20 protein-coding genes are annotated in these 24,148 nt (G+C 60.1%); 14 read left to right on the top strand and 6 right to left on the bottom strand.

Annotated features, from left to right (window positions below):
* Positions 1–619: glycerophosphodiester phosphodiesterase family protein (locus tag HNO79_RS08415; protein ID WP_275954776.1), on the bottom strand; the 619-nt coding region annotated here is incomplete at its 3' end.
* 407 nt (positions 620–1,026) lie between these two features.
* On the opposite strand from HNO79_RS08415, the gene HNO79_RS08410 reads away from it, so the two are divergent.
* The 3 genes from HNO79_RS08410 to HNO79_RS08400 are packed head-to-tail and all read left to right on the top strand — an operon-like array spanning position 1,027 to position 4,683.
* Positions 1,027–1,644 (top strand): sorbitol dehydrogenase family protein, encoded by a 618-nt coding sequence (locus tag HNO79_RS08410; RefSeq protein WP_214165134.1) that lies wholly within the window; start codon positions 1,027–1,029, stop codon positions 1,642–1,644.
* 17 nt (positions 1,645–1,661) lie between these two features.
* On the top strand, positions 1,662–3,299 hold the full coding sequence (locus HNO79_RS08405; RefSeq protein ID WP_010513194.1) for a GMC family oxidoreductase: 1,638 nt from the start codon (positions 1,662–1,664) through the stop codon (positions 3,297–3,299).
* Positions 3,292–4,683, top strand: a complete 1,392-nt coding sequence (locus HNO79_RS08400; protein WP_214165135.1) for a cytochrome c — start codon at positions 3,292–3,294, stop codon at positions 4,681–4,683. The genes HNO79_RS08405 and HNO79_RS08400 overlap by 8 nt, the downstream gene beginning before the upstream one ends.
* A gap of 589 nt (positions 4,684–5,272) precedes the next feature.
* Here HNO79_RS08400 and HNO79_RS08395 read toward each other — a convergent pair.
* Positions 5,273–6,664 (bottom strand): NAD-dependent succinate-semialdehyde dehydrogenase, encoded by a 1,392-nt coding sequence (locus tag HNO79_RS08395; protein WP_048856638.1) that lies wholly within the window; start codon positions 6,662–6,664, stop codon positions 5,273–5,275.
* A 239-nt stretch (positions 6,665–6,903) separates the two neighbouring features.
* Positions 6,904–7,353 (bottom strand): Rrf2 family transcriptional regulator, encoded by a 450-nt coding sequence (locus tag HNO79_RS08390; RefSeq protein WP_048856639.1) that lies wholly within the window; start codon positions 7,351–7,353, stop codon positions 6,904–6,906.
* A gap of 140 nt (positions 7,354–7,493) precedes the next feature.
* On the opposite strand from HNO79_RS08390, the gene HNO79_RS08385 reads away from it, so the two are divergent.
* From HNO79_RS08385 to HNO79_RS08375, 3 genes are all read left to right on the top strand, one after another.
* Positions 7,494–8,246: a helix-turn-helix domain-containing protein gene (locus HNO79_RS08385; protein ID WP_214165136.1), complete on the top strand. Its 753-nt coding sequence runs from the start codon at positions 7,494–7,496 to the stop codon at positions 8,244–8,246.
* Between the two features lie 107 nt (positions 8,247–8,353).
* A complete protein-coding gene (locus tag HNO79_RS08380; protein WP_187294198.1) occupies positions 8,354–8,734 on the top strand; it encodes a GlcG/HbpS family heme-binding protein in 381 nt (126 codons plus the stop codon).
* Positions 8,735–8,757: 23 nt separating this feature from the next.
* On the top strand, positions 8,758–9,969 hold the full coding sequence (locus HNO79_RS08375; RefSeq protein ID WP_214165137.1) for an MFS transporter: 1,212 nt from the start codon (positions 8,758–8,760) through the stop codon (positions 9,967–9,969).
* Positions 9,970–10,111: 142 nt separating this feature from the next.
* Here HNO79_RS08375 and HNO79_RS08370 read toward each other — a convergent pair whose 3' ends face one another.
* Positions 10,112–11,080, bottom strand: coding sequence for a D-2-hydroxyacid dehydrogenase (locus tag HNO79_RS08370; protein ID WP_214165138.1), 969 nt, complete (start codon positions 11,078–11,080; stop codon positions 10,112–10,114).
* Between the two features lie 354 nt (positions 11,081–11,434).
* Between HNO79_RS08370 and HNO79_RS08365 the strand changes: the two genes are divergently transcribed.
* Positions 11,435–11,662, top strand: a complete 228-nt coding sequence (locus HNO79_RS08365) for a (2Fe-2S)-binding protein (protein ID WP_010513185.1) — start codon at positions 11,435–11,437, stop codon at positions 11,660–11,662.
* A gap of 162 nt (positions 11,663–11,824) precedes the next feature.
* Here HNO79_RS08365 and HNO79_RS08360 read toward each other — a convergent pair whose 3' ends face one another.
* Positions 11,825–13,333 (bottom strand): sodium:solute symporter family protein, encoded by a 1,509-nt coding sequence (locus tag HNO79_RS08360; protein WP_214165139.1) that lies wholly within the window; start codon positions 13,331–13,333, stop codon positions 11,825–11,827.
* Entirely contained in the window at positions 13,330–13,506 is a 177-nt protein-coding gene (locus tag HNO79_RS08355; protein WP_010513182.1) for a DUF3311 domain-containing protein, read from the bottom strand. Before HNO79_RS08355 ends, HNO79_RS08360 begins: the two co-directional genes overlap by 4 nt.
* A 562-nt stretch (positions 13,507–14,068) precedes the next feature.
* Here HNO79_RS08355 and ppdK point away from each other — a divergent pair.
* The 7 genes from ppdK to HNO79_RS08325 all read left to right on the top strand — a co-directional run bounded on the left by ppdK (position 14,069) and on the right by HNO79_RS08325 (position 24,139).
* Positions 14,069–16,744, top strand: coding sequence for a pyruvate, phosphate dikinase (gene ppdK / locus HNO79_RS08350; RefSeq protein WP_214176805.1), 2,676 nt, complete (start codon positions 14,069–14,071; stop codon positions 16,742–16,744).
* Between the two features lie 75 nt (positions 16,745–16,819).
* Positions 16,820–17,692 carry a pyruvate, water dikinase regulatory protein gene (locus HNO79_RS08345; RefSeq protein ID WP_048856644.1) on the top strand — a complete coding sequence of 291 codons (873 nt, stop codon included), beginning with the start codon at positions 16,820–16,822 and terminating at the stop codon, positions 17,690–17,692.
* A gap of 599 nt (positions 17,693–18,291) precedes the next feature.
* Complete coding sequence (locus HNO79_RS08340) at positions 18,292–19,632, top strand: B12-binding domain-containing radical SAM protein (protein ID WP_048856645.1); 1,341 nt, start codon at positions 18,292–18,294, stop codon at positions 19,630–19,632.
* Between the two features lie 52 nt (positions 19,633–19,684).
* The gene (locus HNO79_RS08335) at positions 19,685–21,361 is read left to right on the top strand and encodes an alpha-keto acid decarboxylase family protein (protein WP_214165141.1); all 1,677 of its coding nucleotides are present in this window, start codon (positions 19,685–19,687) and stop codon (positions 21,359–21,361) included.
* Between the two features lie 471 nt (positions 21,362–21,832).
* Positions 21,833–21,964, top strand: coding sequence for a hypothetical protein (locus HNO79_RS17400; protein ID WP_010513177.1), 132 nt, complete (start codon positions 21,833–21,835; stop codon positions 21,962–21,964).
* Positions 21,965–22,131: 167 nt separating this feature from the next.
* Positions 22,132–22,677, top strand: a complete 546-nt coding sequence (locus HNO79_RS08330) for a hypothetical protein (RefSeq protein ID WP_214165182.1) — start codon at positions 22,132–22,134, stop codon at positions 22,675–22,677.
* A 235-nt stretch (positions 22,678–22,912) separates the two neighbouring features.
* Positions 22,913–24,139 carry an MFS transporter gene (locus HNO79_RS08325; RefSeq protein ID WP_048856647.1) on the top strand — a complete coding sequence of 409 codons (1,227 nt, stop codon included), beginning with the start codon at positions 22,913–22,915 and terminating at the stop codon, positions 24,137–24,139.
* The last annotated feature ends 9 nt before the right edge of the window (positions 24,140–24,148 follow it).

The following is a 24,148-nucleotide window of genomic DNA, read 5'->3' as shown; positions in this document are numbered from 1 at the left end:
TGTGCAGGAATGTCTCCTCGGGCGTAAATCCAAGCAGGCGGAGGTGCGTGGCATTCTTGATTTCGGGGATCAGCCCGATCACGCGGCCACACGTTGCCGCTTCGGCCGCGACGAAATCGATGATTCCCTGAAATGTGGGAATGTCAAAATGCCCGTCATGACGCGTATTGGCCGGGCGGATGGCGGGCAGGCGTTCATGCGCGCGCAGGAGCCTGAGCTCGGTCAGGGTGAAATCTGTGGTGAACCAGTCGGTCCGGGTGACGCCATCAATGGTTTGTGTACGCAGGCGAGTGGCGTATTCGGGGCAGGTGGCGATATCGGTGGTATTTGTAATCTGGCTTTCGTGGCGGGCGACCAGAACGCCATTTCGTGTCGGGACAAGATCGGGTTCGATATGATCCGCCCCGTCCGCGATTGCCCGGGCATAGGCTGCCAGCGTGTGTTCGGGACGCAGGGCGGGCGCGCCATGATACCGAGCAGGGGCGCTTGGGATGGTGCCGCCAGAACCCGCCTTGCTGACATGGCTGCCATGCCCGACAGGGCACGGAGGAAAATGTGAGATCCGGCGGATAAGGGCGATGCCGGGCCGGTATTTTTCATGAATGGCCGGTGGTGTCATGGTTGATGGAATGCCATTCCATACTGTCGGTGGCGCGGCCCATTCGGTTGTGCATGGGTCGTCTCGGTCAAGTAATGATGCGGGTCGGATGCAGATTATTGCCCTGCGCATGGGTATTGTTATGACATGCCGGATGTGTGGGCAGGCGTGCCTGTAATGATGTGTGATCCATTGTGCTGACAGCTACCTGTAAAGCATAAGGAGTCCTTTACAAAACATGTCTGTACAGCTGTCCCGATGCTTTTACTCGCTGAACGTGAAACTGCTATACGTTAATATGGGGGAACAAAAGGTTGCAGGAGCACGGGAAGTGGCGTTATCGGTGATGTCACTATTGCATCCCGCACGGCCATGCCTGTTTCTTCCGGCATTCCTGCTGGACCAACATGCATGAGAGGCGACGCTAGATGGCTGCAGACCGGCCCTGTTTTCCCACCAGTATCCACCTGTCCACCCCCAATGCCATACGGATGAACCGCGCGCTGCGCATGTCGCGTCGTGACATGCTGCTGGGCGCAATGGGGGCCGCCGCCGTGGTGCTTGGCACGGGCCGGGGCGTTGCCGCCACCCCGGAAGGGGAAGATGCCGGGGTGCCGCTGTTCCTTGAACTGTCGCGGCGGTTGACCGATCGCGACGTGCTCGATGCCCGCATAGGCGGCGCGCTGTACGCCCGGATCATTCAGGCGGTGCCCGAACGCCGTGACCAGATCCAGAAGCTGCATGACCTGATGGCAGGCGGAAAATTCGACAGCGCGCGTGCGCTGGCGACCGCGGCCGAACAGAGTGATCCCGTGTTCAAGGACGTGATCCATGACATCATGACGGGCTGGTACCGTGGCGTGGCGGATGAAAAGGTGGTGGTGTACCGCTCCGCGCTGATGTTCGATATCACCAAGGATGCCATCTATCCCAAGACCTATGCGGCGGGCGGGCCGTTCTACTGGACCCAGACCCCACCGGAAGTGGCCGTTCCAACTGGCGAACCTGCCCTTTCGCCTTCAAAATTCGTTGTAGAACCCACCTGATATCCGGAGCATCCTCCATGCCTTCCGAACAAGACCTTTCCGCGGACGTCGTGATCGTCGGATCCGGCGTCGCCGGCAGTTCCATTGCCAATGAACTGGCGCGCGCAGGTATTTCCGTCATCGTGCTGGAAGCCGGCCCGCGTGTCGACCGCCAGCATTTTGTCGATAATTTCCGCAATCTGGAAAACAAGCCCTCCTATCAGGGGCCGTTTCCCTGTGTGCCATGGGCCGAACATCCGCCCAACCAGATCACGCCCAACAAATACCTGCATACGACCGGCCCGGATGCCGAAGCCTACCAGCAGGTATACCTGCGCATGATGGGGGGCACGACATGGCACTGGGCCGGGTGCGCATGGCGGTACCTGCCATCGGACTTTGAACTGAAGACCCGCTATGGGCAGGGCCGCGACTGGGCGCTGAAATACGACGATCTCGAGCCATTCTATTATCAGGCCGAGGTCATGATGGGCGTATGCGGGCCGGACCCGGCGGTGGAAGACCTCGGATCACCACGCAGGCAGCCCTATCCGATGGAGGCGCTGCCCATTTCCTATGCGGCGGAGCAGTTCCGCAACCTGATCCGGGAAAAGACCCCGTATCGCGTCGTGCACGAACCGCAGGCTCGTAACACGCGCCCTTATGATAACCGCCCGACCTGTGAAGGGCACAACAACTGCATGCCGATCTGTCCCATCGGGGCAATGTATAACGGTAGTTATTCCGTGTACCATGCGGAAGCGGCGGGTGCGAAGTTCGTGCCCAATGCCGTGGTGTACCGGATTGAGCGTGACAGCGCGAACAAGCGCGTTACCGCCGTGCATTATTACGATCCCGACAAGGGATCGCACCGTGTAACCGGCAAGTATTTCGTCATTGCGGCGCACTGTATCGAAACCGCGAAGCTCATGCTGTTCTCCGCCGATGAGCAGAGCCCCGACGGCATCGCCAACAGTTCGGGCCATGTCGGGCGGAACATGATGGACCACACCGGCGTGCAGGTGACGTTCATCAGCGGGGACAAGGCCCTGTGGCCCGGCCGTGGCCCGCTTGAAACCAACGTGATCGACAACTTCCGCGATGGTGACTGGCGAAATGAACGCGGTGCGTATCTGGTGCACATGGTTGATGACAACCAGGTGGACCTTGCAACCGCCCTGGCTATTTCCAAGGGATATGTCGGGCGTGAACTGGAAGAGCAGATCCGCTACCTCGCATCCCATACCGTGCGGCTGTTCAGCCACAACGAAGGACTGGCCGATCCGGACAACCGGCTGACGCTGAGTGCCACGTACAAGGACGCGCTGGGCATTCCGCACCCGGAAGTCTATTACAAGCTGCCTGAATACACGGTGAAAAGCTGTGATCACACCCGTGGCCTGTTCAAGGACCTGATCGGTCTCATGCATGGCACGGATGAGCAGTGGACCCCCGGCTACTTCCCGCAGGATCATCCCGCCGGCAGCACCATCATGGGCACGGACCCCAAGGATTCCGTGGTCGATGGTTTCTGCCGCACGCATGACCATGAAAACCTGTTCATCGCGAGTTCGTCCGTCTTCTCATCGGTCGGAACCGGCAACATTACCCTGACGGTTGCAGCACTTGCCTTGCGTGTTGCCGATACACTTAAAAAAGAACTCGCCCATGCCTGACGTTACACGCAAGATCCTGTGGTCGGTTCTGGCCACGGGCACTGCCCTTGCTTCCTTGTCCGCAACACCTGCACGTGCGGATGACCCTGCGGTCGCCGCTCCTCCGGCAGCGCCTGCGGCACCGGCTGCACCGGCGGCAGAATCCACGACGCCTCCCCCGGCAGATCTTCTGGCGCGTGGCGAATATATTGCCACGGCGGGGGACTGTGTCGCCTGCCATACCGCGCCGGGGGGCAAGCCTTTCGCAGGTGGACTGCGCATTACCACGCCCATGGGGGACGTCGTTTCGACCAACATCACCCCTGACCCCGACCACGGGATCGGGAAATATACGGAAGAGGATTTTGAAAAGGCCGTGCGCCATGGCATCCGCCGTGACGGCAGCCGCCTTTATCCCGCCATGCCGTATGTATCCTATTCCGGCATGACGGATGATGATGTGAAGGCGATGTACGCCTGGTTCATGCATGGGGTGAAGCCGGTGGCGGTTACCCCGCCGGTGACGGAACTGAATTTCCCGGCCAACCTGCGCATCACCATGGCGGTGTGGAACATGGTTGCAGGCAGTGTCGAGCCTGAAACCGGGGATTCCGCCACGTATGACAAGATGCGCCGTGGCAAGTACCTGGCCAATGCCCTTGCGCATTGCGGAACCTGCCATACGCCGCGCAACATGATGTTGAGCGAGAAGGAGGACAGCTACCTTGCCGGTGCGCCCCTTCTGGGCTGGTATGCACCCAACATCACATCCAGCAAGACGAGCGGCATCGGCAACTGGAGCGAGGATGATCTTGTCACCTATCTCAGGACCGGGCACGTCGCGGGGCTGAGCCAGGCCGCAGGACCGATGGGTGAGGCGGTGGAACACAGCACCAGCCGCCTGACGGATGATGACCTGCATGCCCTTGCCGCCTATATCCTTCAGGTCCCGGCCAAGGAAGACGAAGCCGAACATGCCCCGCGTGAACGCTTCGGGCAGGCGATTGATACGCCGGATATCCGTTCGGGTGAACTGACGCGTATCGACAAGCTGGATGAAATGACTGGCCCGCATATTTACGATGCGAACTGTGCGGCCTGTCATGGTAACAATGGCGCGGGAACCAGTGACCATTATGCGCCGTCGCTGTTCCACAATTCGGTTGTGGGGTCCGCACATCCGGATGACCTGATCATGACGGTCCTCAATGGCGTGGACCGGACGGCAGGTGGCCTGCATGCCTTCATGCCCGGCTTTGACCATGGATCCGATGTCCAGCGGCTGAGCAATACCGAGATCGCCGCACTGGTCAATTACGTGACCGCGACGTTTGGCAGTGGCGACCATGGTGTGACGGCAGATCAGGTGGAAAAAATGCGCAAGCAGCTGCCCAAGACCCCCTGATACACCACATGATCCCGACAGTTTTCCCTACGCCGCCGAAAATGGCGTAGGGACCTGTCGGGTTTTTGTTATGCAGTACTCATGAATGTCGGGGTGTACAGGTCTGCCATCAGGCTGGGATCTGTATTTCAATTATATTTGGACATATGCTGTGTCTGCTGTGATGCAGGAAGCCTGATGGCCGGTTTTATTCTTCTGGAATGTGAACGGATAGCGATGGGAAAGTAAAAGGAATTTTTTACTGATCCGTATTCTGATCGACTTACAATTCTGCTTGATAAAAAATAATGAAAGTTTCTGAATGTCGTCTTTGCAAGAAGGCAGCATTCTCTGAATGCTTTTTGGAAAAAGCTTTACCAAAAATTTCTTGCTGATTTTCAGGGTGTCTGGATCAGTTTTTCAACTGTTCCACTGCTTCTGTCCATGTGTAGCCAGATGTGCTGCGGGTAAAGACAGGGATATGTAATAAATTGATATTATAAAGAAGTATCTGATCCAATACATCCAGACAGGCCACTGGCGGCCATGTGGGCCTGCCAGTGGCGCGACCTGTCTTTATGACAGGCCGCGTGTCCGGTTTCTGGTCGGATCAGAACGGGGCATCAATGTCCACGACGTCGATCAGCTTGTGATTGACGAATTCCTTGATGCCGAGGCCGATCAGTTCGCGGCCGTAGCCCGAACGCGCCACACCACCGAAGGGCAGATCGGCCTTCACCATGGTCGGATGGTTGACATACACCATGCCGGTATAGATCTGTTCAGCCACCTTCACGCCACGCTGCGTGTCGCGCGTAAAGACGGCGCCGCCCAGCCCGTAGGGGGAGTCATTGGCGATACGGACGGCGTCCGCATCATCCTTGGCGCGGTAAAGCTGCGTGACCGGACCGAAGAACTCCCAGTGACGGGCTTCATTGTCCTTGTGCAGGTTGGTCATCAGCAGCGGGCGGAAGAATGCGCCCTTTTCGGGAACCGGCGCGCCAATGACTTCAACAACCGCACCATGCTTCTTGGCTTCCTCAACCTGCGCCATCAGGTCGTCAGCCGCTTTCTGCGACGACAGCGGTGCAAGCGTGGTGGTCGGGTCCATCGGGTCGCCGGCCTTCAGTTCGGCCACGCCCTTCTTGTACAGTTCGACAAACCTGTCATAAATCGCGTCGGCCACGATCAGGCGCTTGGCGGATACACAGACCTGACCGGCGTTCCAGTGGCGACCGAACACGGCCCACTTCACGGTCTTCTCCAGATCGGCGTCATCCAGCACAACGAAGGCGTCGGAACCGCCAAGTTCCATGGTGGACTTCTTCAGCGCCTTGGCCGCGACACCTGCGATGATGGTGCCCGCCCCTTCGGAACCGGTCAGGGCAACGCCGCAGACGCGCGGGTCGCTCAGGATCATTTCGGTGTGATGGCGTGCGGCGTACAGGTTGCGGAACCCGCCCTTGGGCAGGCCGGCTTCGACCATCAGGCTGTCAAAGGCGGCAGCACACTGCGGCACGTTGGATGCGTGCTTGAGCAGCACCGTGTTGCCGGCCGAAAGCTGCGGCGCGATGATGCGGGCGATCTGGTAGTACGGGAAGTTCCAGGGTTCGATCGCGAACACGATACCCTGCGGCTGGTGGATCAGGACGGCGTCGCCTTCCTTGGGGTCCGCGACCGGCAGCTTTTCCGGCGCCAGCAGGCGTTCGGCATGCGTGGCATAGTATTCAAAGATTTCCGCCGACAGGATGGTCTCGGCCTTCGCTTCGGCAAAGGTCTTGCCCATTTCCAGCGTCGCCAGGCGGGCATATTTGTCGATATCGCGGCGCAGGATCTGGCCCGCTGCCGTCATGACCTTCGCACGTTCGGCAAAGGAGGTGTGCCGCCATGTCTTGAAAACATCATATGCTTCGGTCAGCGCCGTCTGGACGTCCTGATCCGTCGCATTGGGAAACGTCTTGAGCGTTTCGCCAGTATAGGGGTTGGTGGTTGCGTAAGCCATTGGCAGTATGTTCCTTAGAGTTTCGTCAGAAAGTATATATTTCACCCGCAGGCGTGCAAGAATCGTTTCAGGTATCACCAACCCTGCGAACGTGCAAAAAACCATTGTCCCGTAGGGTGGGGAAATAGCCGGTGGGCAGGGAAAGTGCCGGGTTTCTGCCCCTTATGTCCGGTCCGGCCGTGTGTGGACTGCAATTGTAAAATGGAGTTTATTCCACAGCGCAAACGGGTATATGGCCGTCAGTCGGGCTGGGGGCGGTGCAGGCGTTGGCGCTCCTGGTCTGTTATGACATCGGCAAGGGTGTAGCGGTCCATGACCCCGATGAAGGAGCCAAGTGCTTCCCCCAGCACGCCGCGCAGGCGACAGGCATCAGCCAGGATGCAGGCCGCCCTGCCATCCGCCGCGACCGGCTGCATGCAGCTGACCAGCGCCATGTCTTCTTCCGTATGGCGCACCACGTCACCCAGTACGATGGTCGCCGCCGGTCGACCCAGCTTCAGCCCGCCATTGCGCCCGCGGATGGTTTCGACAAAACCTGCCTGGCCAAGCCGGTGGATGATCTTGACAAGGTGGTTTTCCGAAATGCCATAGGCCTGCGCCACTTCACGGATTGATGTCAGGCGATCCGTATGGATCCCCAGATAGATCAGTGTCCGCAGGGCGTAATCGGTATGCAGGGTCAGGCGCATGAGTGAAGATATATACTATCTGCATATTATTGCTAGGGCCATGCAGTCACATGGGTCTACAGGTTCCCATTCCGCCGGGGCCGCGCGGAACGGGGAATGCACCATGACGGGCCACGTCATGCGACAGAACAGAGGGCAGGATGCCCATATATAGCCGGGAAAGGTCCGCTGTGGAAAAAACACCCCGCCTGATCCAGTCCATTGAACGGTCCGCCGCCATTCTGGAAATCATTGCCCAGAAAGGCGGCCATGCACGCCTACAGGAAATCGCCGGGACACTGGGGCTGGGCAAGACCACGGTGCACAACATTCTCCAGACGCTCGACCATCTGGGATACGTGCAGCGCAGGCAGGGGGACGTGCGTTACCATCTGGGTGGCCGTATCCTGAACCTTGCGCGGATCGCGGGGGATGACAACGCCCTGCGCGCGCGACTGCACCCGGTCATGACCGCCATTGCACGTGACAGCGGCATGACCGTCTATCTGGCTGCGCCCAGCGGGGATGAGGCCGCATATCTGGAAGTTATCGACTGCCATGACCCGGCGGTGGATGGCAGGCCGCCACTGCATGAACAGCTGGAAGGGTCGGCGGTTGGGCTGGTGTTCCTTGCATTCGTGCCCGGCCTGCGCAAGCGGGTCATGACGACCCGGGCGCTGGATGTGGATACCCTGACCCGGATCGAGGAAGTGAGGGTGAAAGGATACGCCATTGATATCGAGGCCTGTCGCCCCGGCTGGAACTGTGTCGCCATACCGTGGCGCGAAAAGGGGGAAGTCCGTGCCAGCATCGGCCTGACCGGCCCGGCGGCGCGGCTGCCCCATGCGCGCCTGGTGCGGCTGGGGTGGATGATGATGCGGCATGTGGAACGCGCTGCCGTTCAGCAATGTTGAAGAAATGACGCTGGCGAACATTTGCATGTTCCATTCTGTCCGGGCGCGTCTACCCTGTTGTCCTGCTTCGTCAACCAGAGGTTCGCACCGTGCATCTTTCCTGTGCCATGTCCCTGCTTGCCGCCGCCCGCGCCGCGGCGGAGCGTCTGGGTGTTACCGTCAGTATTTCCATTGTCGATGCCGCAGCGTGGCCCATGGCCTTCATCCGCATGGATGGCTGCCCGTTGGGTGCGGTGGAGGTCAGTCATAAAAAGGCGCGTACGGCCATCCTGTTCCAGATGGACAGCGCCGATTTCGCCACCATCGCGCACCCTGATGGTGGGGCCTACAGTCTGGAAAACACCAATGGCGGCCTGACCAGCTTCGGTGGTGGCGTTGTGCTGAAGGGGGTGGATGGCACCATTATGGGCGCAATTGGCGTATCGGGGGCCAGTACGGAAGATGACATTGCCATCGCCCGTGCCGCCGCGACACGGCTTGCGGCCTGAGTGTCCTGTGTGGATGGTGCATCATGTCAGATAACACGCAGGCCGAAGGCGCGATCACGCAGGTCGCGCCGCCCCATGGCAGGGCAGCCGCTTTCCTCATCCTGACCTTCGGCACGTTTGTCGTGGGAACGGGGGAGTTCGCCATCATGGGCATGCTGCCCGAATTCGCATCCTCCCTCGGCCTGTCCGTGGCCGATGCCGGGTATGTCATCACCGCCTATGCGCTGGGTGTCGTGATCGGCGCGCCGCTGATCACCATTCTGGGCGCACGGCTGTCGCGCCGCGAACTGCTGCTGGTGCTGCTGGTTCTGTTCTGTTTCGGGAATGTCCTGAGCATCGTTATGCCCACGCCGGGACTGGTGGAGGTCGCGCGCTTCATTACCGGCCTGCCGCATGGGGCGCTGTTCGGGATTTCGGCGCTGGTTGGTGCGTCCATGGTGGAACGGGCGCGACGGGGCTGGGCCGTGGGGCGGATACTGTCGGGCATTGCCATTGCGACCCTGATCGGTGCGCCGTTTTCAACGTTTGCCGCAAACCACCTTGGCTGGCGCATTGCCTACCTGATTATCGCCATCCTTGGCTTCGTCACGTTCGTGGGGGTGTGGCGCTATATTCCGGCGGACCAGCCAAACCGGCAGAATTCCCCGCTCAGGGAAGTCAGGGCGATGGGTAACCTGCAGGTGCTGCTGACGCTGTTGACCGCTGCCATCGGCTTTGGCGGGATGTTCACGATCTATACGTACCTGACCAGCGTGCTGCAGAACGTGACCCATGTGCCGGAATGGGAAGCCATGGTGTATATGGTGGTGTGGGGCGCGGGCATGCTGGCGGGCGCCAATGCGGGCGCATGGGTGGTTGACCGCAATCTTGACCTCGCAGCCCTTATGGCGCTGGCGGGCAGCGCGGTGGCCATGCTGGTGTTTCCTTATCTCCTGCACAACGATATCGCCCTGCTGGTGGATGTGTTCGTGGTGCCCGCCTTCGTCAATGCGCTTGGGCCTGCATTGCAGACACGCCTTATGGATTTCGCGGGGGATGCGCAGACGCTTGCGGCCTCGCTCAATCATTCCGCGTTCAATATTGCCAATGCGGTAGGGGCTGCAGGGGGCAGCTTCCTGCTGGCGCGGCAGTTCGGTTATGGTGCGCTGGGCTGGGGCGGGGCGCTTTTCTCAGTGGGCGGGCTGATCGTCTATCTGTTCGCGCTGGTCATGCTGAAACGGCGCGCGGACGCCTGATACGTCAGCCATGGCCATTGCAGGTACCTCTCTGAAGGCGCTCCGGGTCATATCAGGGGCTTGTTGCCTGTTCCCGCACGGGCGGCAGCCGGAATGCCTGATTATTCTGCCGTCAACGGGCCATCCGTATACGCCGGCAAGGTCATACGACCTGGTTGCGCAATGGGGTGCCTGTTTCCAGCGCCCTGATGTTATCGAGCAGGATATCCACGACATTACGTTCATAGAACTGCGTTTCCCCCGCGACATGACTGGTCATGACCAGATCGGGCAGTTGCCATAATGGCGATTCTGGCGGCAGCGGTTCATCCACATAGGTATCAAGTGCCGCCGCCGCGATGCTGCGGTTGCGCAGGGCCGCGATCAGTGCGGCCTCATCCACAACCCGGCCGCGCGCCACGTTGATCAGGCAGGCATCGGGTTTCATGGCGGCAAAGGCCTTCTGATCCATCAACCCTTCGGTCTGTGGGGTCAGGGGGCAGGTCAGGACAACATAATCAGCCTGGCCCAGAGCCACATGCAGATCCCCGGAACTGACCTGTGTCACGCCGGGAACATCAAGCGGCCGGGGACTGTGGCGCATGCCGCTGACATGCATGCCCAGTGCCAGACATAGCCGTGCCAGCCTGTCGCCAATGGTGCCCATGCCCACGATCAGCACCGTCCTGCCGGTCAGTTCCAGCAGGCGAGGGCGGCGATCCATGCCGGTGCCTGACCAGTGGGCGCGATGCTGGTTGTCCCGGGCTTCGTACAGGCGACGTGACAGGCTGAGCAGCAGGGCCAGCGCATGTTCCGCCACGGCAGTGGCATTTGCCCCACGTGCATTGCACAGGTGGATGTTGCGCTCCCCGAGATGTTCCAGATCAAACTGCTCCACCCCGGAACTGACGGACTGGATCAGTTTCAGCCTGGGCGCCAGGTCGATCAGGCTGTTGCGCCAGAGCATGGACGCCACCAGGATTTCTGCCTGCGGCATGATCCGTTCCAGTTCCGCGAACGTCCCGACCTGCACGCAGGGCGGGCTGCCGGGTCGTTTTTCCAGTTCTGCTGCGATGTCGTAATATTCATGCGCGACATAGACCGTCTGGCGGGGGCTGTGTGTCTGGCTCATGGCCATTATCCTTTCGGGCGATGGAAAATCGGTGCCAGCATGGAAACATTCCATTTCATGCTGGCACGCCGCCCGGCATGCCGCCAGATCCCAAACCGGCTATCCGGCGGATTTGGAAACGTTACGTCTGCCATTTGTCACTGACCAAATGCCTGTCGCGCCGGGCAGGGCCAGGGAATGGTCCAGCTTGTTATTGATGTTATCGAACGTAACATCAATAAGAACGGGATAATATGAAACGGGATGAAAGGCACGGCGATGCCAGCAGGAATGTCAGGCGAGGAATTTAAGGGTATTGCGATTTGTTCTCATTCGTGATTATGGTGTGCCCACATCATCGATTGGGATAGATAAATGTTTGTCTGCTCCTGCAATATGCTGACCGATACAGATGTGGAAACAGCCGTGCGTAACGGGGCTGTTCGGCCTAAGGAAGTGTACGAATCCAAGGGATGTCGCGCCCAGTGCGGGAATTGCGTGCCGGGTGTCGTGTGCCTGCTGCGCCAGATCGCACGACAGGGCCGCGCCACCATTACGGACACCATGCACCGGACGGGCGAAATCCAGCCGCAGGCCATCTGACCCTTGGGTTGTCCCGGTGCTTCACGGGCCGGTGCAGGCCAGAAAAAAATCAGGAACATACAAAAACGGCCCCGGTCATGTGACGGGGCCGCGTCTGGCAGAGATTAAGGTAGCAGCCCTGTCCATGCGACGGTCTGTGCCGCATGGACGCAGGGCAGGGGACTAGCGCCGGATGCTGCCAGGTCGCAGCGTGGACGGTGACGCCCCCAGTGCCAGCCGGATCACCGCGCCCAGCGTCAGGGTCACGGCAATATTGATGCCCAGCGCCAGAAGCCCGGTTGAAACGGATGCTGAAAACCCGGCGAAGGCCACCGGATGCACCGGCTTCAGCCCATCGATCCAGCACAGGCCCAGCCCGGCAACAGATCCGATCACCCAGCCCGCAACCAGTGCGGGCGCAGGCAGGCGCAGCGGCAGCAGGCCCATGATCAGCGCCGGAAAGGTCTGCAGGATGATGACGCCGCCAAGCAGTTGCAGGTCGATGGCGAATTTGGCGTTCAGGAAGATCACGCAGCCCAGCGCACCGACCTTGACCCCGAATCCGGCCAGTCGTGACCCCGTAACCGACTCGCTGCGGTGGGGCAGGATGTTGTGCATGATCAGGTTGGCCGCACCGATCGCCATGACGGACGCGGGCACCAGCGCCCCCACGGCGATGGCGGCAAAACAGAACCCCGCGAACCATGACGGGAAGATCGCCAGGAAAAGCTGTGGCACTACCTGCGAGGATGACGTGGTTACGATCCCCGCCGCATGGGCCATGAGGCCCAGCAGGGCGATCAGGCCCAGCACGATGGTATAGGCAGGCAGGAAGACGGCATTCTGCCGGATCGTATCGGCCGATCTGGCCGCAAGGATGCCGGTCAGCGTGTGGGGATACAGGAACGCGGCGAAGGCCGAGGACAGCGCAAGCGTGGCGTAGGGCACCACCTGCCCCTGTGCCACGATATGGCCGTCCGGCACATCAGGCAGGTGCCCGGTTGCGGAATGGAACATGGCCCCGTAACCACCCAGGTGGATCGGCACGATAATGACAGCCGCCAGCACCGCGATATAGATCATCACGTCCTTGATGAAAGCGGTCAGCGCCGGGGCATGCAGCCCGCCCAGCCACGTATAGGCCGCAAGGGAGATGAAGGCGATCAGCAGAGGCAGCATGCCGGTGAAGCCAAGCGCCTCGATTACTGTCCGGATGCCGATCAACTGCAGGGCGATATAGGGCAGCACGGCTACCAGGCCACTCAGCGCCACGGCCAGTTCCAGCGTGCGGCTGCCAAAGCGCGCCCGCACGATATCCGCCGCCGTGGCATGGCTGCCATCGCGCGCAATGGTCCACAGGCGGGGCATGACGGCAAAGATGAAGGGATAGACGATGATTGTGTACGGCAGGGCGAAAAAGCCGAACCCCCCGGTGGAATAGACCAGCGCCGGCACCGCAATGACCGTATAGGCGGTATAGAAATCCCCGCCCACCAGGAACCATGTGACCCAGGCGCCGAACTCACGCCCGCCCAGCCCCCATTCTTCTCCTTCGGTGTGGCGTGCCGCTGCCTTGCGGCGGTTCAGCAATGGCCGCCACAGCCGTACCGTGCTGCCCAGCACAATGGTGGCGACAAAGCATATGACGAATACGCTGATGGCCGCGTTGTCGGCCACGATGGATGTGTTCATGACTGACGGTCCATTTTCCACGCCATCCAGATCAGGGCGGATGTGACGGGAACCCAGGCGAACTGGTACCAGTAAAAGAACGGGAAGCCGAACAGTACCGGATCATGCCGGTTGTACAGCGGAACCCACAGGAGTCCGGCGAATGGCAGGAGGAGGAATATGGCTTTTTTCATTTTGACCGTACTTCTTGCTTTTTTGTGTGGCCGTAACGGATGTTTCTGGAAACAGGTCATGGGTGTCAACAGAATATAAGATAGTTTCCAAGTAATTTTTGAAATTTGAAGGATTATTTTTGTAATTACATTTATATTATTGTGCGCTGCGCAATATTTTGCTGCATTGCACAACGTTTTTACGCGGAATCATGATTGTTTCCTGATCGTAAAACTCATTTTTAAAATGAATAACTAATATTATCAATATAAATTAATTGATGGGTCCTGTGGTGGTTGCTGCGTTTCTCTGGTGCATAATTTTTTAATTATCACTCTGTTATTAAAGGAAATTATTTATATCCGTGCCTGCCGTGCCCGTCAGTCGCCATGTCCGGGATCCGCGCGGGAACACGTGCATGACCCTAAAATAGTGATTGCTCGGACTTGCCCGTGCCGGTTACTTTCACAGGCCGGACCTGCCAACAACAAACAATACTAATAGCGCGGTCGCCTGTTTTTTTGACCTGTTCCGGATCAGGCGTCATTTCTGACAGACGGACGCGCGTAGGAACGAACAGACATGACCAAATGGGTTTACAGCTTCGGAAAAGGCCTGAACGAGGGCCGCGCGGATATGCGCAACCTCCTGGGCGGCAAGGGCGCCAATCTGGCGGAAATGGCGGCGAATGGCCTGCCGGTTCCGCCGGGTTTCACCATTACAACGGAAGTCTGTTCGGCCTTTTATGAAAATGGCCGGAAGTATCCAGATGCGCTTCAGGCCCAGGTGGCCGAAGCCCTGCATCGGGTCGAGCAGTCGATGGGCCTGCGTTTTGGCGACGCGGATGCGCCGCTGCTGGTCTCGGTCCGTTCGGGCGCGCGCGTGTCCATGCCCGGCATGATGGATACCGTCCTGAACCTGGGCCTGAATGATGAAACGGTGGAAGGGCTTGCCCGCTCATCCGGTGATGCGCGCTTCGCGTGGGACAGCTACCGCCGGTTCATCCAGATGTACGGCTCGGTCGTCATGGGCGTGCCGCATCACCATTTCGAGGATACGCTGGAACAGTTCAAGCGTGCCAACCGCGTGGAAGACGATACCGCGATCACGGCTGATCAGTGGCGCGCGATCGTGGTGGATTACCGCCATATCATCAGCACCCATGCCGGAAGCGAATTCCCCACCAACCCGCATGACCAGCTGTGGGGTGCCATCGGTGCCGTGTTCGGGTCATGGATGAACCCGCGCGCCAATACGTACCGCAAGCTGCATGAAATCCCGGCCTCGTGGGGGACTGCGGTCAACGTGCAGTCCATGGTGTTCGGCAATATGGGCGATGACTGTGCCACCGGCGTATGTTTCACGCGCGACCCGTCTACGGGCGAGAACATTTTCTATGGTGAATACCTGATCAATGCGCAGGGCGAGGACGTGGTGGCGAGCATCCGCACCCCGCAGCCCATGGCCTGTGCCCGCGCCGAGGCCGGTCAGCACCCCATGGAAACCACGCTGCCCGAAGCCTACGCTGAACTGCTGCGCGTGCGGTCCGTGCTGGAAACCCATTACAAGGACATGCAGGACATCGAATTCACCGTCCAGCGCAATGTCCTGTACATTCTCCAGACCCGCAACGGCAAGCGGACCGCCGCCGCGGCGCTGAAGATCGCCATCGACATGGCGCGCGAAGGGCTGATCACGCAGGAAGAGGCCATCCAGCGCGTGCCCGCCGCATCCCTTGACCAGCTGCTGCATCCCACCCTCGATCCCAAAGCCGAGCGCGTGCAACTGACCCGTGGCCTTCCCGCATCGCCCGGTGCCGCTGCTGGCGCCGTCGTGTTCACGGCCGAGGAGTGCGAAGCCCGCGCGGCGAAGGGGGAGGACGTGATCCTCGTCCGGATCGAGACCTCGCCCGAGGACGTGCATGGCATGCACGCCGCCCGTGGCGTCCTGACCACCCGTGGCGGCATGACGTCGCATGCCGCCGTCGTGGCGCGTGGCATGGGGCGTGTATGCGTGGCGGGGGCGGGCAGCATCCATGTCGATTACGCGGCCGGGACCATGACGGTCGGCACGCACACCGTGGCGCAGGGGGAATGGATCACGCTCGATGGCGGGACGGGGGCGGTCTATCTTGGCCGTGTGCCGACCATCGAGCCCGCGCTGTCGGATGATTTCAACACGCTTATGGGCTGGGCGGATGCAGTGCGCCGCCTGGGCGTGCGCGCCAATGCCGAAACGCCGGACGACGCGCGCACCGCACGCCGTTTTGGTGCGGAAGGGATTGGCCTTGCGCGCACGGAACACATGTTCTTCGGCCCTGACCGCATCGGCTTCGTGCGGCAGATGATCATTGCCGATGATGAAAGCGTGCGCCAGAAGGCGATTGCCGCCCTGCTGCCGTTCCAGCGTGATGATTTCGCCAGTCTGTTCCGCATCATGGCGGGCCTGCCGGTCACGGTGCGCCTGCTGGATCCGCCACTGCATGAATTCCTGCCGCATGCCGAAGCCGAGATGGCCGAAGTGGCGAATGCGCTGGGTAAAAGCGTTGACGACGTACGCGCGCGCTGTGCCGCGCTGGCTGAAACCAACCCGATGCTGGGCCACCGTGGCTGCCGCCTTGGTCTGACCAGCCCGGAAATCTACGCCATGCAGGTCCGCGCGCTGATCCAGGCAGCGGTTATGGTGGAAAAGGAACTGGGCAAGCCGATCCGTCCTGAAATCATGATCCCGCTGGTCGCGACACAGGCGGAACTGGCCACCACCCGTCGTGCTGCGGAAGATGAGATCGCACGCGTGCTGAAGGAAGAGGGAACCAACCTCAACTACTATATCGGCACGATGATCGAACTGCCCCGCGCGGCGCTGCAGGCGGACAGGATCGCGGAATATGCCGATTTCTTCTCGTTCGGGACAAACGACCTGACGCAGACGACATTCGGCCTGTCCCGTGATGATGCAGGATCGTTCCTGCCGTACTATGTCGATCACGGTCTGCTGCCGCGCGACCCGTTCGTGTCCATTGACCGCGATGGTGCGGGCGCGCTGGTCCGCCTCGGGGTGGAACGCGGGCGGCAGACATGCCCGGACCTGAAGCTGGGCATCTGTGGCGAACATGGTGGCGACCCGGATTCCATCGCGTTCTTTGATGAAGTCGGGCTGGACTATGTCTCGTGCTCGCCCTTCCGCGTGCCGGTTGCCCGCCTTGCGGCAGCCCAGGCCGCGCTGGCCACGCGACAGAAAGCGGGGCAGACGGCCTGATACAGGTCTTCCGTCGGTTTCAACATACGGAAATGGCGCCCTGCCTGAAGGCGGGGCGCCATATCGGGCAGGGCCATGGGCGAAATTATCCTGCATCTTGTATCCGAAGCGACGGGGCAGGCGCTGGAAGCAGTCATGCGGGCCTGCAGCGCGCAGTTCCAGTCCGCGGCTTTTTCCCCACGTAACTGGAACCTGATCCGCACACGCGTGCAGGTGGCGCGCGTGCTGTCCGGAATCGGGGATGAGCCGGGGCCGGTACTGTCCTCGCTTACATCCCCGGACCTGCAGAACATGCTGCGCATGGGGTGCGCGCGCATGGGGGTACAGGTCAAGAATATCCTTGATGGAACCATCCATTTCCTGGAACAGCAGACCGGGATTGTGGCGGAACGCCATCCCGGCGGCCAGTATGTGATGGATGATACCTACCGCCGACGGATCGAGGCGATGCAGTACGTCATCTCCCATGATGACGGGCAGAAGACGACAGACCTGACGAAGGCGGATGTGGTTCTTGTCGGTGTCTCGCGCACATCCAAGACCCCGACATGCTTCTATCTGGCCAATCGTGGCATCCGGGCGGCCAATATCCCGCTGGTGCCCCATGCACCCCTGCCCGTCGGGCTGCAGGATTTCCCGGGTCTTGTGGTCGGGTTGACGATTGATCCCTATACGCTGCTGGAAATCCGGCGTTCGCGCGTGGGGATGATGTTGCCGGGCCGGTCTATGGCGGCACCGGGTATGTCCGTCTCCTCCGTCAAACCTTATATTGATCCGCAGAATGTGCAGGAAGAACTGCAATGGGCACGGCGGTTGTGCACGCGCCATAAATGGCCTGTCATCAACGTGACCCACCGCTCGGTAGAAGAAACGGCCGCCGCCATTATCGACATGCTGGAGCATGATGGCGTGACCGGTGGCCAGGCGAATATCGACCTGCCGGAATAGGCGGTTCCGGCACTCGGCCTGTGACTCGTCCCGCGAATTCAGGGCAGGTTGTGGTGAAGCTGTTTTGAAACGCTTCAGAAGCAGCCGCTTTGGCTGGCTGGTGCGCAGAACGTGTCAGCCAGCACGCCTGTCGCGGCAATGGGTCGCGCCGTGCCGGGGGGCGTAGCACCTGTAATCCCCCGATACCTCAAAACTGACGGGATCATGCCGGCAGCGTGCCTGCGCGGTTGTGGCTGTAGGAACTGGTGTGGGGGGCTGTTCCCTATCGTACGAGTGTATGCAGGCCCGCTGTCATTTCCCCTCAGACCGTGCCAGACATGCAGCAGGCTGAAATCAGATATGTGTATCTTTTCAGTTGTTGTGAAGCGGAAAATAATAGTTACAAATTGTAAAAATAATAATAAAGTAATAAAAGTAAAACTCAAATAAATAATCATGCAATTTTTTGATATGTGACATGTGCGCATTCTATACAAACATGAATGATTAGGTGCTGTTTATTTCGTGCAGTGGACATGTGGGACAAAAAACGTACGATATGAGAAAGAGTTATTTATCAGGATATTCCTTACCACATCCGGGTCCATAAGAGCTGAAGCATGTCCAAGACAGATCTCAAGCTGCTGATTATCCAGCCGTCGCATTACCGGTCCAAGACCGACCGGACCATTTTCAAGACCAAGCGACGGCAGATGGTACCGCTTGCGCTGCCATATCTTGCGGCGCTGACGCCACGGGAATGGACCGTCACCCTGCTTGATGAACAGTTAGAAGATATCGACTTCGACGTGCCGGTGGACGTGGTCGCCCTGTCGGCCTGGACGCTGCATTCCCCCCGCGCCTATGACATCGCGGCTGAATTTCGCCGCCGTGGGGTCAAGGTCATCATGGGGGGGCCGCATGCCTTCTTCTATGCCGACGAAGCCGCCGAACACTGCGATGCCGTAGGCGTGGGCGAAGCCGAGCCGATCTGGAAGACAATGCTGGAGGACGCTGCCGCCGACCGCCTGCAGAAGATCTATCGCGCCGCCCCGCTGAAGGAACTCAACGACCTGCCGCCGCCGCGGTACGACCTGCTGGACCTGAAGAAATTCGGTCCCTTCCGCACATTTGCGGTGCAGTCCTCACGCGGGTGTCCGTTTGTGTGCGATTTCTGTTCGGAACGCTTCTATCTTGGCGGGCGCTACCGCTGGCGGCCGGTGGACCAGATGGTGGCCGAACTGGAGCGGATCAAGAACAAGGGCAGCCACTTCTTCTTCGGTGAAAGTAATTTCGGCGGCAAGAAAAGCCGTGCGATGGAACTGATGGAAGGTCTGGTGCCGCTGAAGATCCGGTGGTCCACGCTGTGGTCGTCCAATCTGTGCCTTGATACCGATTTCCTTGACCTGGCGCAGCGCAGCGGCGTGATGCATGTGAATATCGGCATCGAAAGCATTGATGAAGAAATGCTGCAGGGCATGAAAAAGGGCTGGAACAAGGCCAGCCGCTATGGAGAGATGTTTGACAACCTGCGCAGGCGCGACATCAGTTACTCGCTCAACTTCATCTTCGGGTACGATGATGAACACCCTGATGTCTATAACGCGACCCTGTCCTTTCTTGAGGCGCACAAGGTTCCGGCGGCCTATTTCAACATCCTGACCCCCACCAAGGGGACGGCGCTGTTTGAACGGATGAAAAAGGCGGGCCGGATCATCGACCCTGAGGATATCGACCGCTGGCCCGGACAGGTCTGCCATATCTGGCCCAAGAACTGCACGCCCGGCCAGATGGAACAGCGCATCCAGACCATGTACCGCAAATTCTACAGCATGCGCTCCATGGTGCACCGCCTGCCGTTCCCCCGCACGCGGTCGGACATGTCATCGTGGATCCTGAACCTGACCGAACGCCGCATGGCCTTTTCATCCACCGGAAACAATGATTTTGATATCTATTGACTCCGGTCCGGCCAATTCAGGCCGGGCGGCAACAGGTTAGGGGAAAGACGGCATGCGCGGATCAATCGGAAGTATGCTGCTGGACCGGCTCCGGCATATCGGTGTTTCGCGCATTTATGGTGTTCCCGGCGATTACAATCTTGAATTCCTTGAACTGATCGAACGCACGGCCGGCATTGAGTTCATTGGCACCTGCAATGAACTCAATGCCGCCTATGCCGCGGATGGCGATGCCCGCATGACCGGTATCGGGGCCGTGCTGGTGACCTATGGCGTGGGGGATCTGTCCGCGCTGTCCGCCGTGGCGGGCGCTGCCGCGGAAGGCGTGCCGGTGGTGGTGATTTCGGGCATGCCGCCCCTGCATGCCATCCACTCGCGCGCGCTGGTGCATCATACCCTTGCCGATGGCGACTATGATAATGTCATGGCCTGCTACCGGCAGTTCACCGCAGCCAGCACCCGGTTGCAGCCTGCGACGGCCGTGGTGGAAACCGATCGGGTGCTGTATGCCGTGCAGACGCTGCAGCGCCCGGTCTATATCCAGTTTCCCTCTGACATCTGCTACGTTGATGTCGATGTGCCGCCCCCGTCCCCGATGTCTGTCACGTCGGATCCCGGACTGCTGGCGCAGGCGGCGCAATGGATCGTGCAGCGCCTTGCGCAAGCGCGCCAGCCCGTAGTGCTGGTGGATGCCATGGTACGCCAGTACGGACTGCATGATCGTGTCGTGCGACTGTGCACGCAGCACGGCATTCCTTATGCGGCCCTGTCTACCGCCCGTACGCTTCTGCCGGAAACGGGGCCATTGTGGCTGGGTCAGTATGGGGGGCAGGCCTCCGCCCCCGGTGTGGCGGATTATGTGAATGGGGCGGACTGCGTCATCGGGCTGGGCGTTAGGTTTGTCGATTCCACCTCCGGTTATTTCTCGCAGGACCTGCAGCCCGGTGCGCTGGTTGATATCCAGCCGTTCAGCCTGAACTGTGATGGCAGGAACCTGCAGGGCATTACCGCGGCCGACCTGCTCGACGCGGCGGAACAGGCCCTGAAGGACACGCCGCCCGCGTACCCGGCGCGTCCGGTCCAGCCTGATCATGCCGTGCCGGCGTCGCCTGATGCGCGGCCCTGGGGGCAGGCGGTCTTCTGGCAGCGGGCAGAAGCCTTCCTGCGCCCGGGAGATATTGTGGGCGCTGATAACGGGTCGTCCATGGTGGCAATGCTGCATGCCCGCCTGCCCGCCGGGTGCAGCCTGCTGGTGCAGCCGGTCTGGGCGGCGATCGGCTATTCACTACCCGCAAGTCTTGGGGCCTGTCTGGCCATGCCGGACCGGCGGCATGTGCTGTTTATTGGCGACGGATCGTTCCAGATGACGGCACAGGAACTGTCCACCCTGCTGCGGCACCGCTGCAATATCACGATCTTTCTGGTCAATAACGGTGGCTATACCATTGAACGGATGATCCTTGGCCCGCAGGCGGTCTATAACGATGTCGCCAACTGGAATTATGCCGACCTGCCTGCGGCGATGGGGGGCGACATGGCCGCCGTGCTGTCGTTGAAGGCCAATGACGTATCCACGCTGGATAAGGCGCTGGCGCAGGCGGAACAGCATGAAGGACTCGCCTTTATCGAGGTCGGTTTTGCCCCCATGGATGCACCCGCTGGACTGGCGGCGATGGGGCAGGCGGTACGGCGCTACGATTATGGACTCGAAACCCCTGAATTGCCCTGACGGACAGCAGACAGGTTATTTTCAGATTAATGAAGAATGACCTGTTTTTAGGCTGGACGGGAGGGATGATGCAGGTTATTGAAAATACGACTGTTTTTCCGGACTGCTCTTTTGCGGGGCGTCCGGTTGCCTCCCGGCCTGTATGGTAGGTGGCGGAATGCAGCAAACTGACCTCACGAAAATGTGAAGTGGTTCGGTTAAATTTTAGGCATTTGCATAAATTTCAACCAACCTTATTGACCCGATGGCAGACCCTGAAAAGGCTCTGCCATTTTTTTTGGCATATTTCCAAAAGTGTCCGGAACAGATGAATGGTGTTCCGCTCCGTTTGGGTAATTGTTGGACACTTATAATATTTACATCATGTAATGACCTGTAAAACGCGCTTCGTCGGTATATGATTCCCATTGCGAGTATTTCGGTTCTGGTGTTCCTTCCGGTTCACCAACTCAACACCAGAGGAACCGAGAAATGTTTATTGAAAACATCAACACCATGATTGCCCACTCCGTGAACGCCATGTCTTCCCTGACCATGGTTGCATTCCTGCCCATGATCGCTGCCCTGATGATCGCAACCATCGTGTCCGATCGCGCTGCCTGAGCCCGGGGGTTTCTGTCCTGATACCCCTGCAGCCGGAATTCCCACGCCAGTGTGGGAATGGCCGGCGGCCAGCAGGCGATAATGAATAAAATGGGTCAGGCGCTTCGGCGTCTTTTTTCATGCCTGTAGGATGGGGCCGGATCCCTTCCTTTTTTCATGAAGGCATGATGATGGCCCTGATTGATGACCTGCTACCTGTTTTTACGTTTCGGGAACGTCATGCCCTGCGCATCCGTGCCCCGGGTGGCGCAATCGTGCAATGTGTCAGCCGTTATCGTGCCCGGCACGATCCCCTGGTCCGCCTTGCCATCGCCATGCGGGAAAAGCCCGCGCGCCTGCTGGGTCTGTCGCAGCGCAGGGCGCTGGATCTGGATGATTTCACGCCCCTTGGCCGCGTGGGTGACAGGGAAGTGGCCATGGGTCTGATCGGCGCGTTCTGGCGTCTGGATTACGGTCTGCTTGATATTGCATCGCGTTCGGATTTCATGGCCTGCCAGCGCAGGGATGTCTGCAGGCTGGTCATGAGTTTCGCGGTGGAGCCCGCTTATGCAGGCCACTCCCTGCTGGTGACCGAGACACGGGTCTTTTGCCCCACACCCGCCATGCGGCAGCGTTTCGCGCCGTACTGGTACCTGATCCGTCCCGTCAGTGGCCTGATCCGGCGGCGCATGCTGGCCGCCATAAGGAAACAGGCCGAACATCAGGTACGATGAAGCGGAGCAGGTGGGATCGGTGCGGCACGGGTACGGATCTCCGCACCTTTTTTTGACAAAATATGACACAGGCCGGGAACAGGAAACGTTTTTCGCCTTTTATGGCCATTCATCCGGGAATGGGCAGGAAAGGACACGCCCCGGCAGGCTTGTAGCCAGTCCGGCATGGGTGTATCGGCCACAAAAGTAACAGCGTGCAGCAGCGCGCTTTTTTATTTTTGTCCAGAGCATATGCATGACTGATACAATCACCATCGCGCGTGAAGGCGTACGTGCGCCCGTGCAGCCGTCCGGGCACCCCGGCATGATCTTTTTCATTCTGGCGATGGGGGGATTTGCCATCGGCACGGCCGAATTCGCGGCCATGAGCCTTGTGCCCATGATTTCGGCAGGCATGCATGTCACCGTGCCCGAAGCTGGCCATGCGATCGAGGCCTACGCCGCCGGCGTATGCGTCGGCGCACCGCTGATCGCCATGCTGGGGGCGAAATGCAGTCGCAAACATCTGCTGATTGGCATGCTGGCCCTGTATGTGATCGGCAATGGCCTGACCGCCGTGGCCCCCAATTATCTGTGCCTGCTGCTGTGTCGGTTCATAAGCGGCCTGCCGCATGGCGCGTATTTCGGTACGGCGGGTATTGTCGCATCCTCTCTGGTGCCGGAAAACCGGCGCACGCAGGCGGTGGCAAGGGTCGTGCTGGGCCTGACCATCGCCACCATTGGCGGTGTGCCCATGGCCAACGGGATTGGCCTGCTGGTGGGGTGGCGCTGGGCCTTCGTGCTGATCGCGGCGCTTGCGCTGTGCACCCTGCTGCTGATCATGCGCTTTGTGCCGACCGACCCACCGCGCCCCCATGCCAGTGCGATGACCGAGATCCGCGCCCTGCGCAACCGGCAGGTCTGGCTGACACTGGGGATTGGCGTCGTGGGGTTCGGGGGCATTTTCTGTGTCTATACCTACCTTGCCTCCATTCTGCAGGAAGTCACCCGTGCCCCGGCCTACATGACGCCGGTCATGCTGGCGGTGTTCGGCGTGGGCATGACGGTGGGCACCATGGCGTGCGCATGGGCGGCGGACCGCAAGATGATGCCGACCATCGGTGGCACGCTGCTGGTCAATGCGGCAGCCCTGGCCGGTTTCCCCGGTTCGGTGCATTCCGTGTGGGGCATGATGCCGATCGTGTTCATGATCGGCTGTGGCGGCGGACTTGGCACCGTGATCCAGTCGCGCCTGCTGAGTGTGGCCGTTGACGCGCAGGCACTGGCGGCAGCGATGAACCAGAGCGCATTCAACATGGCCAACGCGATTGGTCCCATGCTGGGTGGCATGGCGATCAGCGCGGGGCTGGGCTGGGAATCCGTGGGCTGGGTCGGGAGCTGCCTGGCCATGGGTGGGTTCGTGATCTGGCTGCTGACGCTGAGCGATATACGCGCCGCCGCCCGCAGGCAGGCCGGGGGCTGATCCGGTGGG

The organism is Komagataeibacter oboediens (assembly GCF_018491655.1).
Taxonomy (GTDB): Bacteria; Pseudomonadota; Alphaproteobacteria; order Acetobacterales; family Acetobacteraceae; genus Komagataeibacter; species Komagataeibacter oboediens.
This window is presented reverse-complemented; position numbering and strand designations above follow the sequence as displayed.